Here is a 14,878-nt window from a genome sequence, read left to right as displayed (position 1 = left end):
GGGCCGTGCGGCGGGCCGCAGAAAAACGTCACGGGGTGGTCAGGGCGAACTGCCGCACCGTCACCGCCCCGCCCAGCGACTGGGTGGCGTAGTTGAAGATGCCGAACCGGTATCCCATGAAGAACTGCCAGGCGTTGTTGAGGGTCAGGGCGTTGCCCAACGGCACGAAGTTGACCCCGTCGGTGCTGTACGAGAACCTCGCCTGCCGGCCGGCTCCGGGCCGGATGTCGGCATTGGCCCGCAACCAGATCCGCCCCCCGGACACGGGGGCGCCGGCGATCTCGGTCCCGGTGCCGGTGGTGTTCCAGTTGTCGGAACCCATGGTCAGGCCGTTGGTCATCACCACCCGGGTCGCGCCGTTGTCCCGCTTGACGCCGATCCACGCCGACGTGTCCCGCAGCATCGCGAGCCCCGCGCGATCGCCGTCGCGCATCGTGGAGTAGTCCAGCTCGATGGTTCCGGTGGAGGTCGGCCCCTGGATCCGGTGGGTCAGCGTGTTGCGGGCCCGGTACAGGTCGTTGGTCACCGACGCGGCCTGTAGTCGCAGCCCGTTGTTCACCGTCCACCTGTTGTTGTCGGGGTTGTGGTTCCACTCGTACTGGACGCCGAGGGTGGTGCCCGGGAAGGTGTCGGTGCCGGTGAGCGGCTTGACCGGTCGCAGCGGCAGCGGGTTGGGGTAGCTGGCTCCCCAGGCCCCGTTGACCGTCTGCACCTGCGGCCAGCCGTCACCGGTCCAGGTGATCGGCGCCAACGTCGGCATCCGCCCACCGGGGTACGCGTCGGTGAACGCCATGTAGTACCAGGCCCCGTTCTGGGTCTGCACCAGCCCGCCCTGGTGCGGCACGCCGCCGCCGGAGATCGGGCCCGGCAGGTTGAGCAGCACCTGCCGCTGCTCGTACGGGCCGAACGGACCGTTGGTCGACTTCAGCACGTACTGGCCGTTGGCCGGGCGGGTGAGCCAGATGTAGTAGGCGCCGTTGCGCTTGTAGAACCGGGCCCCCTCCAGGGTGCCGATGTTCGACGGCGTCTGGTACACCTGCTGGGCGCGCACCTGGCTGCGCCCGTCGGCGGAGAGCTGGGCCACGCTGATCGTGCCGTTGCCGTACGTGACGTACATGGTGTCGTTGTCGTCGATGAGCATCCCGGCGTCGTAGTAGCAGTTGGGGATGGTGGCGTGCCGGCTCCAGGTGCCCCCGACGGCGGACGCGGTGTAGATGTGGGTCTGGGCGAAGTCGACGCAGCCGGCCCAGTAGAACGTCCGGTTGCTCGGCCGGTAGTTCAGCGTGGACGCCCAGATGCCGTCGACGTACCCGTGGCCGCCGTTGGTCAGGTCGTACTTGGCGCCGAAGTCCAGCCGGGGCACCGAGTGACCGGCGAACTCCCAGTTCACCAGGTCGTACGAGCGCAGCACCGGAGCGCCCGGCGAGTAGTGCATCGTGGAGGCCGACAGGTAGTAGACGTCGCCGACCCGGATGATGTCGACGTCGGCGAAGTCCTGCCAGAGCACCGGGTTGGTGAAGGTGCCGCCCGGCGTGCCGGTGTCACCGACGCGGACGAGCTGCCACTGCTGGTGGCTGCCGTTGAAGTCGTCGTACTGCACGATGTTGCCGCCGTCAGCGGTGGCGGCGTTCTGCACCTCGACCGCCTTGTTCGAGTTCCGGTTGATCAACCGCACGTACCCGTCGGCGGAGTCCGCCAGCCGGAACTGCTGGTTCGTCCCGTTGCCGTCACTCCACTGCACGATGCTGGCGCCGTTGGCCGTGGAGAGGTTGTAGACGTCGAGCACCTTGCCCGAGTGCCGGGACTTCAGCCGGTAGTACCCGCCGCCGGAGTCGACGAACTGCCACTGCTGGGCGTTCCCGTTGTTGCGCGACCACTGGGTGATCCGCGCCCCGTCGTTCGTGGCGCTGTTGTACAGGTCCAGCGCCTTGCCACTGTTGCGGTTCACCAACACGTACCACGCGGCCGTGTCGACCGACGCCGCCGACGCCGGCGCGCCGTTCACGACGCCGAGGGCGCTGCCCACCAGCACCACGGCCGCGGCGAGGCGCGACAACCACCCCCGACGCCGGGGCACGGCCCCGGAGCGCTTACCAACGGCAAGCATCATCTTCCTCCTTCGAGAGGTCATGGGATCGAGTTGACCGACGGGGCCCTCAGCCGGGCACCGGGCGCACCCGCCGGTCAGAACCCCCGGGCGAGCCGGTAGTACGCCTGATTCCACCGGATCTCGTTCGCGAAGCGACGCGGCTCGGTGTCGGCGTCGATGACGACCAGCTCGGTGCGGGTCATCTCGGCCAGGTCGTGCAGCTCCTCCACACCGACCGCCTGCGACAGCACGGTGTGGTGCGGCGCGCCGGCGGTGATCCACGCCTCCGCCGAACCGGCCAGGTGCGGGCGGGGCCGCCACACGGCCCGGGCCACCGGCAGCTTCCGCAGCGGGTGCGGGGGCGACACCACGTCGACCTCGTTGGCCACCAGCCGGAAGCGGTCGCCCATGTCGGCCATGCCGAGGACCACCGCCGGGCCGGGCGCGGCGTCGAACACCAGCCGTACGGGATCCTCACGGCCGCCGATGGCCAACGGGTGGATCTCGACGTTCGGCCGGTCGCCGGCGATCGTCGGGCAGACCTCGAGCATGTGTGCGCCGAGGACCAGCTCGTCGCCGGGGGTGAGGTCGTAGGTGTAGTCCTCCATGAAGGAGGTCCCGCCCTCGACGCCCACCGCCATCGCCTTGAGCGTGTGGACCAGCACCGAGGTCTTCCAGTCTCCCTCGCCGCCGAAGCCGTAGCCGTCGGCCATCAACCGTTGCACGGCGATGCCGGGTAGCTGGCGCAGGCCGCCGAGATCCTCGAAGTTCGTGGTGAACGCCCGGAACCCGCCGTCGTCCAGGAAGGCGCGCATGCCGATTTCCAGGCGGGCGGCGTACCGCAGCGACTCGTGCCGCTCGCCCCCGGCGAGCAGCTCGGGAACGACCCGGTAGGTGTCGTCGTATTCCTTGACCAGCTCGTCGACCTGCGCGTCGGCGACCTCACCGACCACCGTGACCAGGTCGTTCACGCCGTAGGTGTTGACCGACACCCCGAATCGCAGCTCCGCCTCGACCTTGTCGCCCTCGGTCACCGCGACGTCGCGCATGTTGTCACCGAAGCGGGCCAGTCGCAGTGACCGCATCGCCGACCAGCCGAGCGCGGCCCGGGCCCAGGCGCCGACCCGGGCGATCACGCGCGGGTTCTCCACATGCCCGGCGACGGTTTTGCGGGCCACCCCGAGGCGGGTCTGGATGAACCCGAACTCGCGGTCGCCGTGCGCGGCCTGGTTCAGGTTCATGAAGTCCATGTCGATCTCGTCCCACGGCAGCAGGACGTTGGCCTGGGTGTGCAGATGCAGCAGCGGAGTCTGCAGCGCGTCCAGGCCGGAGATCCACATCTTCGCCGGGGAGAAGGTGTGCATCCACGCGACGACCCCGATCGCGCCCTGCGTGGCGGCGTCGCGGCAGACCCGCAGAATCTCACCGCTGTTCGTGAGGATCGGCTTCCAGACCACCCGGGCGGGGATCTGCGGCGACTCGTCGAGCACGGCCGCGATCAGCCGGGACTGCTCGGTCACCTGCCGGAGCGTCTCCTCGCCGTACATGCCCTGGCTGCCCGTGAGAAACCAGATCTCGGGTGCGGTGTGTGGTGCCATGAGAGTTGCCTTCCGCGAGAGGGGCCGTCACTTGTAACGGATGCCGATGAGGCGCTGGAGGAGGATGAAGGCAAGGAGCAGGCCGCCGATCACGATCTTGGTCCACCAGGAGTTGAGGCTTCCGTCGAAGGTGATGAGGGTCTGGATCACGCCCAGGACCAACACGCCGAGCACCGTGCCGAAGACGTAGCCCGAGCCGCCGGTGAGCACGGTGCCCCCGATCACGACGGCGGCGATGACGTCCAACTCCATGCCGACGGCGATCAGCGGCGCGCCGGAGAGGGTGTAGAACGACAACAGGATCCCGCCGATCGCGGAGCACAGGCCGCTGATCGTGTAGACGGCGATCCGGGTACGCCCCACCGGCAGTCCCATCAGCAGCGCCGACTGCGGGTTACCGCCGATGGCGTACACGTTGCGACCCAGCCGGGTGTAGGCCAGCGTCCACGCGGCGACGGCGACCACGGCGAAGGCCACGAGCACGCTGATCGAGACGAAGTTGCCCCGGGGATCGCCGACCCGTTCCTGCGACATCCTGGTCCAGAACCCGTCGGTGATCGGGATGGACGAGCCGGAGATGAACGTGCACATCCCCCGGGCGAAGAACATCCCGGCGAGCGTGACGATGAACGGCTGGATGTCGAAGAAGTGGATGGCGCAGCCCATCAGCAGGCCGAGCGTCGGGCCGATCAGCAGCGCGATGACGAGCACGAGCGCCGCCGGCAGGCCCTGCTGTAGCAGCGCGGCCGACACCATCGCCGTCATGGCGACGACCGACCCGACCGACAGGTCGATGCCACCGGTGAGGATCACGAAGGTCATCCCCACCGCGACGACGAGCAGGAAGCTGTTGTCGATGAAGACGTTGAAGATGACCTGCACGTTGGAGAACGCCTGGTACTGGGACACGCCGATGCCGTACATGACCAGGAGCAGGACGAGCGTGGCCAGAACCGGTACCTGCCGCCGGGGCAACCGGATCCGGCTCCGGCGGGCGGTGAGCGATCCAGCGGTCATGCCGGCACCTGCTCCTTCGGCTTGTCGGCGACGGCGCGGGGCGGCGGGGCGCTGCTCCGGCGGCGGGTGAACCGGGCCCGGAAGGCCGGCGCCTGGACGAGGCAGACGGCGATGACGACGACCGCCTTGAACAGCAGTGAGGTCTGCGGCGAGATGTTCATGGCGTACACCGTGGTGGTCAGGGTCTGGATGATCAGCGCGCCGAGGATGGTGCCGCTGAGGAAGAACCGGCCGCCCGCGAGCGAGGTGCCGCCGATGACGACCGCGAGGATGGCGTCGAGCTCCACCCAGAGGCCGGCGGAGTTGCCGTCGGCGCTGGAGACGTTGGCCGTCATCATGAAGCCGGCGACCGCGGCGCAGCCGGCGCTGAGCACGTACGCCAGGAAGATGACCCGGCCGGAGCGGATGCCGGCCAGCCTGCTGGCCCTGGCGTTGCCGCCCACCGACTCGATGATCATGCCGAGCGCGGTGCGGCGGGTGAACGCGCCGACGACGAGGGCCGCCGCCAGCGCGACGAGAATGGCCAGCGGGAGGGTCAGCACGTGGCCCAGCCCGATCGCCCGGTACGGGCCGGAGTTGATGGTGATGATCTGACCCTCGGTGATGAGCTGCGCGAGCCCGCGGCCCGCCACCATCAGGATCAGGGTGGCGATGATCGGTTGGATGCCGATCACGGCGACCAGCACCCCGTTCCAGGCGCCGAGCACGAGCGCGACCCCGAGCGCCGCCGCGAGGGCGGTCAGCACCACGGGAAGGCTGTTCTGGTCGGGCTGCTGGCTGATGTACACGCAGGCAACCGCGCCGCTGATCGCGCACACCGAGCCGACCGACAGGTCGATGCCGCCGGTCGAGATGACCACGGTCATGCCCAACGCGACGAGGATCAGCGGCGCGCTCAGCCGCAGGATGTCGATCGGGGTGCCGTACAGGTGCCCGTCGGTGACCGCGACGGACAGGAACCCGGGTCGGTAGATCGTGTTCGCGGCGAGCATGACGACGAGCACGGCGGCGGGCCAGAACAGGCGGTGACCGACCAGCGTCCGGTAGCGGCTCCTGGTGTCGCTCATCGGACTGCCTTCTCCCGGTGCGATCCACTGGCGATGGTCTGCATGATGCGGTCGGCGTCGAGCCGGTCGTCGTTGGCGAGCTGCGCGACCATCTGCCGGTCCCGCATCACGGCCACCTTGTGGCTCAGGCGCAGCACCTCCTCCAGCTCGGCGGAGATGAACAGCACGGCCATGCCGCCGTCGGACAACTGCGTCACGAGCCGCTGGATCTCGGCCTTGGCACCGATGTCGATGCCCCGGGTGGGTTCGTCGAGGATCAACAGCCGCGGCTCGGTGATCAGCCACCGGGCCAGGAGCACCTTCTGCTGGTTGCCGCCGGAGAGGTTGCGCACCGGCACCTCCGGGTCGGACGGCCGGATCTGGAGCGCCCGGACGTACTTCTCGACCAGCTCGTCCTGGCGACGGCGCGGCAGGGGCCGCAGCCAGCCGCGGGCGGCCTGCATGGCGAGGATCATGTTCTCGCGGACCGACAGGTCGGCGACGAGGCCCTCCTCGCGGCGGTTCTCCGAGCAGAAGCCGATGCGCTGGTCGATGGCCTGCGCGGGGGTGCGTAGGCTGGCCGGCTCGCCGTCCACCGTGACCTGTCCGCCGTCCGCCCGGTCGGCGCCGAACAACAGCCGGGCCACCTCGGTACGCCCGGAGCCCAGCAGGCCGGCCAGGCCGACCACCTCCCCGGCGTGGATGGTGAGGCTGAACGGCGCGACCGCCCCCGACCGGCCGAAATTGGACGCCGCGAGGAGCGCGGTTCCCTTCTCCAGCGCCGACACGTCCCGCCGGGAGTGCTCCTCGATCCCCTCGAGCACGTCGAGTTCCTTGCCGATCATCTTCTCGACCAGGGCGAGCTGGGGCAGCTCCGCGGTCAGGTACTCGCCGACGAGCCCTCCGTTGCGCAGCACGGTGATGCGGTCGGCGATGCCGTAGACCTGGTCGAGGAAGTGGGTCACGAACAGGATCGCGATGCCCTCGTCGCGCAACTGCCGCATGATGCGGAAGAGCTGTGCGACCTCACCGGCGTCGAGGCTGGAGGTCGGCTCGTCCAGGATCAGCACCCGGGCCCGGACGTCGATCGCGCGGGCGATCGCGACCATCTGCTGGATGGCGAGGGAGTACGTCCCGAGCGGCGCGCTGACGTCGAGATCGAGGTCGAGGCGGTTCAGGAGCGCACGGCTGCGGCGACGGACCTCACCCCAGCGGATGGCGCCGAGGAGCCGAGGCTCGCGTCCGATGAAGATGTTCTCCGCCACCGAGAGGTTGGCGCAGAGGTTGACCTCCTGGTAGACGGTGCTCACCCCGGCGGCGGTCGCCTGCATCGGGCCCGGGAAGGACACCGGTCCGCCGGCCAGGGTGATCGTGCCCTCGTCGGTGTCGTAGACGCCGGTCAGCACCTTGATGAGGGTCGACTTGCCGGCGCCGTTCTCGCCCATCAGGGCGTGCACCTCGCCGGGGAAGAGCCGGAAATTGACGTCGTGGAGTGCGCGCACCCCGGGGAAGGACTTGCTGATACCGGTCATCGTCAGGACCGGAGGGCTATCCGTCATCCCATCAGACCTCTTCTGGGTTGTCGACGCGGAGGGGCCGCTGTTCCCACGGCGGTCGTCCCCGCGGGGACTCCGGTGGCCGCGGGCCGGGCCCGGTCCGGCGGGGGTGATCGGGCCGAGCAGCCGGGCCGCCACGCGAACGCGGCGGCCCGGCGTCGGATCAGTACTTGCGGTCGGGCAGCGCCGCCTTGGCCTGCTCCTGGGTGAAGGTGGTCTCCTCGGTCTCGATCCGGGGCGGCACCTCCTCGCCGGCGTGGACCTTCTTCGCCAGGTCCATGAGCTGTGGGCCGAGCAGCGGGCTGCACTCCGCGATGAAGTTGAACTTCCCGTCGGCGAGGGCCTGCATGCCGTCCTTCACGGCGTCGACCGTGATGATGGTGATGTCCTTGCCGGGCACCTTGCCGGCGGCGGCGATGGCCTCGAGCGCGCCCAGGCCCATGTCGTCGTTGTGCGCGAACAACACGTCGATCTTCGGGTTGGCCTTGAGGAACTGCTCCATCACGGCCTTGCCGCCGGCCCGGGTGAACTCGCCGGTCTGCGAGGCGACGATCTTCAGGTTCGGGTTGGTGGCGATCGCCTCGGCGAAGCCCTTCTTGCGGTCGTTGGCCGGCGCGGCGCCGGCGCTGCCCTGCAACTCGACGATGTGCACGGGGCCGGACGCGGTCTTCTTCTGCTCGACCAGCCATTCCCCGGCGAGCCGGCCCTCCTTGACGAAGTCCGAGCCGAGGAAGGTCTTGTACAGGGACTTGTCGGCCGAGTCGACCGAGCGGTCGGTCAGGATGACCGGGATGCCGGCGTCCTTGGCCTCCTTGAGCACGGTGTCCCAGCCGGACTCGACAACCGGCGAGAAGGCGATGACGTCCACCTTCTGCTGGATGTAGTTCCGGATCGCCTTGATCTGGTTCTCCTGCTTCTGCTGCGCGTCGTCGAACTTCAACTCGACCCCCGCGGCGGCTGCGGCCTCCTTGATCGAGGTGGTGTTCGCGGTACGCCACCCGCTCTCCGCGCCGACCTGGGAGAAGCCCAGCGTGATCTTCCCGTCGTCCGAGGACCCGCCGGTGTCGCTGTTGCCGCAGGCCGCCATGCCGCCGACGAGCAGCACGCCGGCGAGGACCGCGGCGGCGCGCCGCGAGGCGGAGTACGTTCGCAACCTTCTCATCGAATCTCCTTGGCTCGGTGTGGTGGTGGTCGCGCCGACCGCCGACGTGCGGAGAGCGGCGTGCGCGGGTGCTGGGGCTGGCGACCCCGGTGGGCGGGACCGGCGGGTGCCGGCGCGGGCCGTTCAGCAGTCCGTCGGTGAGACCGGTTGCTGTCCGTAGACGTTCTGGTAACGGTGGTGGAGGGCGTCGACGTCGGCCTGCGGGATCGGCAGCGGTTGCCCGAGTGCGCGCGCCAGGTGCGCGGTACGGGCCACGTCCTCGCACATGACCGCGGCCTTGACCGCCGCTCGGGCGTCGCGGCCGATGGTGAAGACGCCGTGGTTACGCATCAGCACCGCGGGCGAGCGGTGCCCGGCGAGGGTGGTGACGATGCCCTTGCCGATGTCGTCGCCGCCGATCAGGGCGAACGGGCCCACCGGGATCTCCCCACCGAACTCGTCGGCCTGCGCGGTGAGGTGGCACCGAATGGCCTCACCCCGGGCGGCCCAGGCGGTGGCGTACGCGCTGTGCGTGTGCACGACCCCGCCCACCTCGGGCATGGCCCGGTAGACGTAGGCGTGGGCGGCGGTGTCACTGGACGGGGCCAGGTTCCCCTCGACGACGACGCCGTCGAGGTCACACACCACCATCGTGTCCGCCGAGAGCTCCTCGTAGCCGACACCGCTCGGCTTGATCACCATGAGGTCGCACCCGGGAACCCGCGCGGAGATGTTGCCGGCCGTCCAGGCGACCAGGCGGTACCGGACCAGTTCGGCGTGCAGGTGGGCAACGGTCTCACGCAGCTCGGCGATCTGTCGGGTCACCTCGGCGTTCACGCGGCCACCTCCAGCACGGCCTGGTGCGTGGCGGCGGTGGTGCCGACCGCCGCGTTGCGGATCGCCCGCAGCCGGAGCATGACGTCGTCGCCACCGCGACCGAAGTGATCGTGCAGCGTCCGGTACTCGGCGTAGAGGGCGTCGTAGACACGCGCCCGGCCGGGATCCGGTCGGTAGACGGCCTCGTGCACCCGCCCCATCGCCCGCGACGCCTCGTGGACCGACGGGTACTCACCGGCGGCCACGGCGGCGTGTATCGCCGACCCGAGCGCCGGCCCCTGCGCGGAGGCGATCATGTTCAGCGGCCGGTTGGTCACATCGGCGTAGATCTGCATCAGCAGCTCGTTGGAGGCGAGTCCCCCGGCAATCACCAGGTCCTCAACCGCCACGCCGGCCTCGACGAACGCTTCGATGATCATCCGGGTGCCGTACGCCGTGGACTCCAGCAGCGCGCGGTAGATGTCCTCCGGCCGGGTGGCCAGCGTCATGCCGACGATCATCCCGCTGAGGTCGTGGTTGACGAGCAACGAGCGGTTGCCGTTCCACCAGTCCAGGGCGACCAGGCCGTGCGCGCCGACCGCCTGGCGGGCGGCCAGCTCCGTGAGGCGTTCGTGCGAGGCGACCCCGGCCGGGGCGGCATGCTCGACGAACCAGCCGAAGATGTCACCGACTCCGCTCTGCCCGGCCTCGTAACCCCACGCGCCAGGACTGATGCCGCCGTCGACGACGCCGCACATCCCGGCCACCTCCGCGAGGTGCGTGCCGTTGACCACGTGACAGGTGGAGGTACCCATGATCGCGACGAGCCGTCCGGGCTCCACGGCCCGCGCGGCGGCGGCGGTGACGTGCGCGTCGACGTTGCCGACGGCCACCGCGATCCCCTCCGGCAGGCCGGTCCACGTCGCGGCCCGGGCGGTGAGCACGCCGGCTCGGGCGCCGAGCGGCATCAGCGGACCGTCCAGCTTGGTGACGAAGGTGCCGAAGTCCTGGTTGAGGGCGGTCAGGAAGCCCTCGGACGGGTACCGGCCGTCCTGCCGGACGCCCTTGTAGCCGGCCGTGCAGACGTTGCGGGTCTCGGTGCCGCTGAGCTGCCAGACGATCCAGTCGGCGGCTTCGATGAAACGCTCGGTCCGGTGGTAGACCTCGGGGTCCTCCTCCAGGATCTGCAGGCCCTTGGCGAACTGCCACTCGGCGGAGATCTTGCCGCCGTAGCGGCCGATCCACGGCTCCGCCCGCTCGTGGGCCAGCGCGTTGATCCGGTCGGCGTGCGGCTGCGCGGCGTGGTGCTTCCACAGCTTCACCCAGGAGTGCGGCCGGTCGCGGAGCTCGGGATCCTCGCAGAGCGGAGTGCCGTCGGCGAACGTCGGCAGCACGGTGCACGCGGTGAAGTCGACGCCGATGCCGACGATCGCGGCGGGATCCACCCCCGCGGCGGACACCGCGGCCGGGACGGCGTACCGCAGCACGTCGCGGTAGTCCTCCGGGTTCTGCAGCGCCCAGTCCGGCGGCAGCGGCCGACCGCCGGGAAGCGCCGCGCTGATGACCCCGTCGCGGTACTCGTGCACCGCAGTCCCCAGCTCCGCGCCGTCACCGACCCGCACCACCAGCGCTCGCCCGGAGAGGGTGCCGAAGTCGACGCCGACGACGTAGCGCTCGCCGGCTCCGTCCACAAGGTTCATGTTCGCCTCCACACCTTCGATGGGCATAGTGTTAGCGTTCACATGGATACACGTCAAGACACCTGTGCGCAACGGCTCCGTAACAGACCCTGGTGCCGCCCGGATTCGTCACGGGTACCGCCAAGCTCCGTCGGACCGGCGCAGCCTCTAACTGACTTTCTCGGGCAGGTGCAGCAGAGGTGCCCGGCCGGGCGGCTGCTCCGGCTCGGGGCCGGGCTGGTCGCACGGCGGCACCGGCACGGTGACCGGCTCGGCGCAGGTGACCCGCACCTTCTCGCCGTGGTGCCGCAGCTCCACCACGTCGTCGGTGCAGCCGTGCCGCAGCGCGTACGTGGTCTGGTGCGGCCGGACGTCGACCCGCAGCCGCATGCCCCGCCACTGCAAGGAGAACTCCAGCCGGGTGAGCCCGCTCGGCAGCCGGGGCGCGAACGTCAGCAGCCCATCGTGGTCGCGCAGCCCGCCGAACCCGGCGACCAGGGCGATCCACGCCCCGGCGAGCGACGCCATGTGCACCCCGTCGCGGGTGTTCTCGTTCAGGTCGTGCAGGTCCATCAGCGCGGCCTCGCGCAGGTACCGGTGGGCCAGCTCCAGGTAGCCGACCTCGGCCGACATCACCGCCTGCGTGCACGCCGACAGGGACGAGTCCCGCACGGTCCGCCGCTCGCAGTAGAGGAAGTTGCGCAGCTTCTCCTCGTCGGTGAACGCGTCGCCGCGCCAGTGCATCGCGAGCACCAGGTCGGCCTGCTTGATCACCTGCTTGCGGTACAGGTCGAAGTACGGGTAGTGCAGCAGCAACGGGTACTTCTCGGCGGGGGTGTGCTCGAAGTCCCACTCCTGGAGCAGGGTGAACCCGTCCACCTGCTCGTGCACGTCGACCTCGTCGTCGTACGGGACGCACATCGCGTTCGCCGCGTCCCGCCAGGCCGCCGCCTCCTCCTCGGTCACCCCGAGGTCGGTCGCCTCGTCCCGGAACCGCATCGCGTACTCGGCGGCGGTGAGCAGGTTCCGCTGCGCCATCAGGTTGGTGTAGATGTTGTCGTTCTTCACCGCGGTGTACTCGTCCGGGCCGGTCACCCCGTCGATGTGGAACCGGCCGTTCCGGTCATGGTGCCCGAGCGAACGCCACAGCCGGGCCGTCTCGACCAGCAGCTCCAGGCCGATCTCCCGCGCCAGCCCCTCGTCCCCGGTGACCAGCATGTACCGGCGCAGCGCGTCGGCGACGTCGGCGGCGATGTGGAACGCGGCCGTCCCCGCCGGCCAGTACGCCGACGACTCCGGCCCCTCGATGGTGCGCCACGGGAAGGCCGCGCCGGCGAGGTTCAGCGTCCGGGCCCGGTCCTGCGCCTGTTCCAGGGTGGAGTGCCGCCAGAACAGGGCGTCACGCACCGCGCCCGGCTGGGTGTAGGTGAGCACCGGCAGCACGAACATCTCGGTGTCCCAGAACGCGTGTCCGTCGTACCCGGGGCCGGTCAGGCCCTTCGCGGAGATCGGCCGCCGCTCGGCCCGGGCACCGGCCTGGAGCACGTGGAACAGGCCGAACCGCACCGCCTGCTGCACCTCCGGGTCGCCCTCGACCCGCACGTCGGCGGCGTCCCAGAACTCGTCCAGGTACTCCCGCTGCTCGCGGCGCAGCCCGTCCCAGCCGTCCAGGCGGGCCGCGGCGAGGGCCCCGCCGACCTGGTCGCGCAGCGCCGGCAGCGACCGCTTGCTCGACCAGCCGTACGTCAGGTACTTGACCACCCGCAACGTCTCGCCGGGCTTGAGCACGCACCCGACGGTGGTACGGACCCAGTCCTCGTACCCCTCCGACTGGACAGTGGTGCGCTCCGGGCCCTGCACGTCGTGGTCCATGGCGGCGGCCACCCGCAGGCCGCTGACCTTGGTCCGGTGGATCAGCAGACCGCCGCCGCCTGTGGTCAGCTCCTCCTCGGCCACCAACGGCGACTCCAGCACCGCCGCAACCCGGGGGTCGCGGCTCTGCGCCGGGAGGGTCTCGTTGGCCACCAGCTCGGACTGGAGGATCAGCCGGATGGGCCCGTCGACCGCCTCCACCTCGTAGCTGATGGCGGCGACCGCCCGCTGGGTGAACGACACCAGCCGGGTGCTGCGGACCTTGACCTCCCGGCCCGCCGGGGAACGCCAGTGCAGCTCCCGGTGCAGGGTGCCGGCCCGCAGGTCGAGGATCCGCTCGTGGGCGAGCAGCTCGCCGTACCGGACGTCGAGCGGCTCGTCGTCGACCAGCAGCCGGATCAGCTTGCCGTTGGTGACGTTGACGATGGTCTGGCCGGACTCGGGGAAGCCGAAGCCCGCCTCGGCGTACGGCAACGGGCGCAGCTCGTAGAAGGAGTTCAGGTAGGTGCCGGGCAGGCCGTGGGGCTCGCCCTCGTCCAGGTTGCCGCGCAGGCCGATGTGCCCGTTGGAGAGCGCGAAGACCGACTCGGACTGGGCCAGCACGTCCAGGTCGAGGCGGGTCTCCCGGATGTGCCAGGGCTCCACCGGGTAGGCGCGTTCACGGATCATGCGGGTGTCTCCCTGTCGATCAGGTCGCCGAGGTCCGTCACCACGACGTCCGCCCCGTGCGCGCGCAGCTCTTCGGCCTGCCCCACCCGGTCCACGCCGACCACGTAGCCGAACCCGCCGGCCCGGCCGGCGGCGACGCCGGCCAGCGCGTCCTCGAAAACGGCCGCGCGGGCCGGCTCGACCCCGAGCAGCTTCGCCCCGGCCAGGAAGGTGTCCGGGTGCGGTTTGCCGCGCAGCCCCCGCTCGCGGGCGACCACCCCGTCCACCCGGGCCTCCAGCAGCGGCTCCAGCCCGGCGGCGGCGACCACCTGCCGGCAGTTGGCGCTCGCCGAGACGACCGCGCGGCGCAGGCCGGCGTCGGCCGTCGCCTTCAGGTACGTCACCGAGCCCGGATAGACCTCGACCCCGTCGGTGCGGAGCCGCTCCAGCAGGACGATGTTCTTCCGGTTGCCCACCCCGTTGACGGTGTCCGCCTCCGGCGGGTCGTCGGGCCCGCCCTCGGGCAGGGTGATCCCCCGGGAGGCCAGGAAGGAACGCACCCCGTCGGCCCGGGGCCGGCCGTCGACGTAGCGGTTGTAGTCGGGTCCCGGGTCGAACGGCAGGTACGGCTCACCGCTGGCCGCTGAGTGCCGCCGGAGGAACGCGTCGAACGTCTGCGTCCACGCCACGTTGTGCACCCGGGCGGTCTGGGTCAGCACGCCGTCCAGATCGAAGAGACAGGCGGTCACATGATCAGGCAGGCCCAGCACGGTACGAATCTATCCACCGGCCGGACCCGGCAAACCGGATTCACCCCACGACGCGCGGGAGCCGGGGTGGCGACACGCTCAGCGGTTGGGGCGCAGCGTCCAGACCACGGTCATCGCCGAGGTCGGCGTGCCGTCCTCGGTGGCGATCTCGACCTCGACCGGGAACTCGGGCCGCCGGCCGGCGTCCAGTTCGGCGATCACCTCGGCCGCCGCCCGGCCGAGCCGCGCGGTGGCCCGCACCGGCCCCATCGCCAGCTTCCGGTACGCGATCTCCGCGCGCACGGCCAGCGGCACCGCGCGGTCGAGGAGTTGGCCGAACGCGGCCAGCACCACCGCGCCGGAGGCGGTCTCGCCGAGGGTGAACATCGCCCCGGCGTGCGGACCGCCGACGTGGTTGTGGGTGGCCGGCGAGTCGGGCAGCCGGACCACGGCGCGCACGCCGCCCTCCGCCTCGGGGGCCACCTCGACGAATTCGACCCCTAGGGTCCGGGCGAACGGCACCGCCTCCAGCATGCCTGCGGCGACCTGGCGTGAGTCGATGGTCATGCCCGAATGTTACTCCTCGGTAACTTGACCGGCAAGGGCGCTCAGCCCCTGTGGTTGTCAACGCGAAGGCGGCCGCCCCGACCAGGACCGGGACCGGGAC

11 protein-coding genes are annotated in these 14,878 nt (G+C 70.6%); all 11 read right to left on the bottom strand.

Translation table 11 applies throughout. The annotated features are described in order from the left end of the window. Positions 1–28 precede the first annotated feature (28 nt). The 11 genes from ACH4T9_RS00425 to ACH4T9_RS00375 all read right to left on the bottom strand — a co-directional run bounded on the left by ACH4T9_RS00425 (position 29) and on the right by ACH4T9_RS00375 (position 14,778). The gene (locus tag ACH4T9_RS00425) at positions 29–2,107 is read right to left on the bottom strand and encodes an RICIN domain-containing protein (protein ID WP_396669861.1); all 2,079 of its coding nucleotides are present in this window, start codon (positions 2,105–2,107) and stop codon (positions 29–31) included. Positions 2,108–2,184: 77 nt separating this feature from the next. Continuing rightward, the gene (araA, locus tag ACH4T9_RS00420; RefSeq protein WP_396669070.1) at positions 2,185–3,687 is read right to left on the bottom strand and encodes an L-arabinose isomerase; all 1,503 of its coding nucleotides are present in this window, start codon (positions 3,685–3,687) and stop codon (positions 2,185–2,187) included. A gap of 27 nt (positions 3,688–3,714) precedes the next feature. Continuing rightward, on the bottom strand, positions 3,715–4,704 hold the full coding sequence (yjfF, locus tag ACH4T9_RS00415) for a galactofuranose ABC transporter, permease protein YjfF (protein ID WP_396669069.1): 990 nt from the start codon (positions 4,702–4,704) through the stop codon (positions 3,715–3,717). Then, complete coding sequence (locus ACH4T9_RS00410) at positions 4,701–5,771, bottom strand: ABC transporter permease (RefSeq protein ID WP_396669068.1); 1,071 nt, start codon at positions 5,769–5,771, stop codon at positions 4,701–4,703. The genes yjfF and ACH4T9_RS00410 overlap by 4 nt, the downstream gene beginning before the upstream one ends. Further along, positions 5,768–7,309, bottom strand: a complete 1,542-nt coding sequence (locus tag ACH4T9_RS00405; RefSeq protein WP_396669067.1) for a sugar ABC transporter ATP-binding protein — start codon at positions 7,307–7,309, stop codon at positions 5,768–5,770. Before ACH4T9_RS00405 ends, ACH4T9_RS00410 begins: the two co-directional genes overlap by 4 nt. A gap of 160 nt (positions 7,310–7,469) precedes the next feature. Next, complete coding sequence (locus ACH4T9_RS00400; RefSeq protein WP_396669066.1) at positions 7,470–8,468, bottom strand: ABC transporter substrate-binding protein; 999 nt, start codon at positions 8,466–8,468, stop codon at positions 7,470–7,472. Positions 8,469–8,591: 123 nt separating this feature from the next. Next, positions 8,592–9,284, bottom strand: coding sequence for an L-ribulose-5-phosphate 4-epimerase (locus ACH4T9_RS00395; protein ID WP_396669065.1), 693 nt, complete (start codon positions 9,282–9,284; stop codon positions 8,592–8,594). Further along, positions 9,281–10,963: a ribulokinase gene (araB, locus tag ACH4T9_RS00390; RefSeq protein WP_396669860.1), complete on the bottom strand. Its 1,683-nt coding sequence runs from the start codon at positions 10,961–10,963 to the stop codon at positions 9,281–9,283. The genes ACH4T9_RS00395 and araB overlap by 4 nt, the downstream gene beginning before the upstream one ends. Before the next feature lie 147 nt (positions 10,964–11,110). After that, a complete protein-coding gene (locus ACH4T9_RS00385) occupies positions 11,111–13,483 on the bottom strand; it encodes a glycoside hydrolase family 65 protein (RefSeq protein ID WP_396669064.1) in 2,373 nt (790 codons plus the stop codon). Next, a complete protein-coding gene (locus ACH4T9_RS00380; protein WP_396669063.1) occupies positions 13,480–14,232 on the bottom strand; it encodes a beta-phosphoglucomutase family hydrolase in 753 nt (250 codons plus the stop codon). The genes ACH4T9_RS00385 and ACH4T9_RS00380 overlap by 4 nt, the downstream gene beginning before the upstream one ends. A 78-nt stretch (positions 14,233–14,310) precedes the next feature. Further along, on the bottom strand, positions 14,311–14,778 hold the full coding sequence (locus tag ACH4T9_RS00375; protein ID WP_396669062.1) for a DUF4442 domain-containing protein: 468 nt from the start codon (positions 14,776–14,778) through the stop codon (positions 14,311–14,313). Positions 14,779–14,878 lie beyond the last annotated feature (100 nt).

It is taken from the genome of Micromonospora sp. NPDC020750 (assembly GCF_044334565.1).
Lineage (GTDB): Bacteria > Actinomycetota > Actinomycetes > Mycobacteriales > Micromonosporaceae > Micromonospora.
Note: the sequence above shows the minus strand (reverse complement) of the source record. Positions and strands in the feature narration are given on the sequence as shown.

What these genes read in the sequence shown, in the direction of transcription:
- ACH4T9_RS00425 (WP_396669861.1), bottom strand. Translation starts at nt 2,107, where the DNA reads ATGCTTGCCGTTGGTAAGCGCTCCGGGGCCGTGCCCCGGCGTCGGGGG.
- araA (WP_396669070.1), bottom strand. Translation starts at nt 3,687, where the DNA reads ATGGCACCACACACCGCACCCGAGATCTGGTTTCTCACGGGCAGCCAG.
- yjfF (WP_396669069.1), bottom strand. Translation starts at nt 4,704, where the DNA reads ATGACCGCTGGATCGCTCACCGCCCGCCGGAGCCGGATCCGGTTGCCC.
- ACH4T9_RS00410 (WP_396669068.1), bottom strand. Translation starts at nt 5,771, where the DNA reads ATGAGCGACACCAGGAGCCGCTACCGGACGCTGGTCGGTCACCGCCTG.
- ACH4T9_RS00405 (WP_396669067.1), bottom strand. Translation starts at nt 7,309, where the DNA reads ATGACGGATAGCCCTCCGGTCCTGACGATGACCGGTATCAGCAAGTCC.
- ACH4T9_RS00400 (WP_396669066.1), bottom strand. Translation starts at nt 8,468, where the DNA reads ATGAGAAGGTTGCGAACGTACTCCGCCTCGCGGCGCGCCGCCGCGGTC.
- araB (WP_396669860.1), bottom strand. Translation starts at nt 10,963, where the DNA reads ATGAACCTTGTGGACGGAGCCGGCGAGCGCTACGTCGTCGGCGTCGAC.
- ACH4T9_RS00385 (WP_396669064.1), bottom strand. Translation starts at nt 13,483, where the DNA reads ATGATCCGTGAACGCGCCTACCCGGTGGAGCCCTGGCACATCCGGGAG.
- ACH4T9_RS00375 (WP_396669062.1), bottom strand. Translation starts at nt 14,778, where the DNA reads ATGACCATCGACTCACGCCAGGTCGCCGCAGGCATGCTGGAGGCGGTG.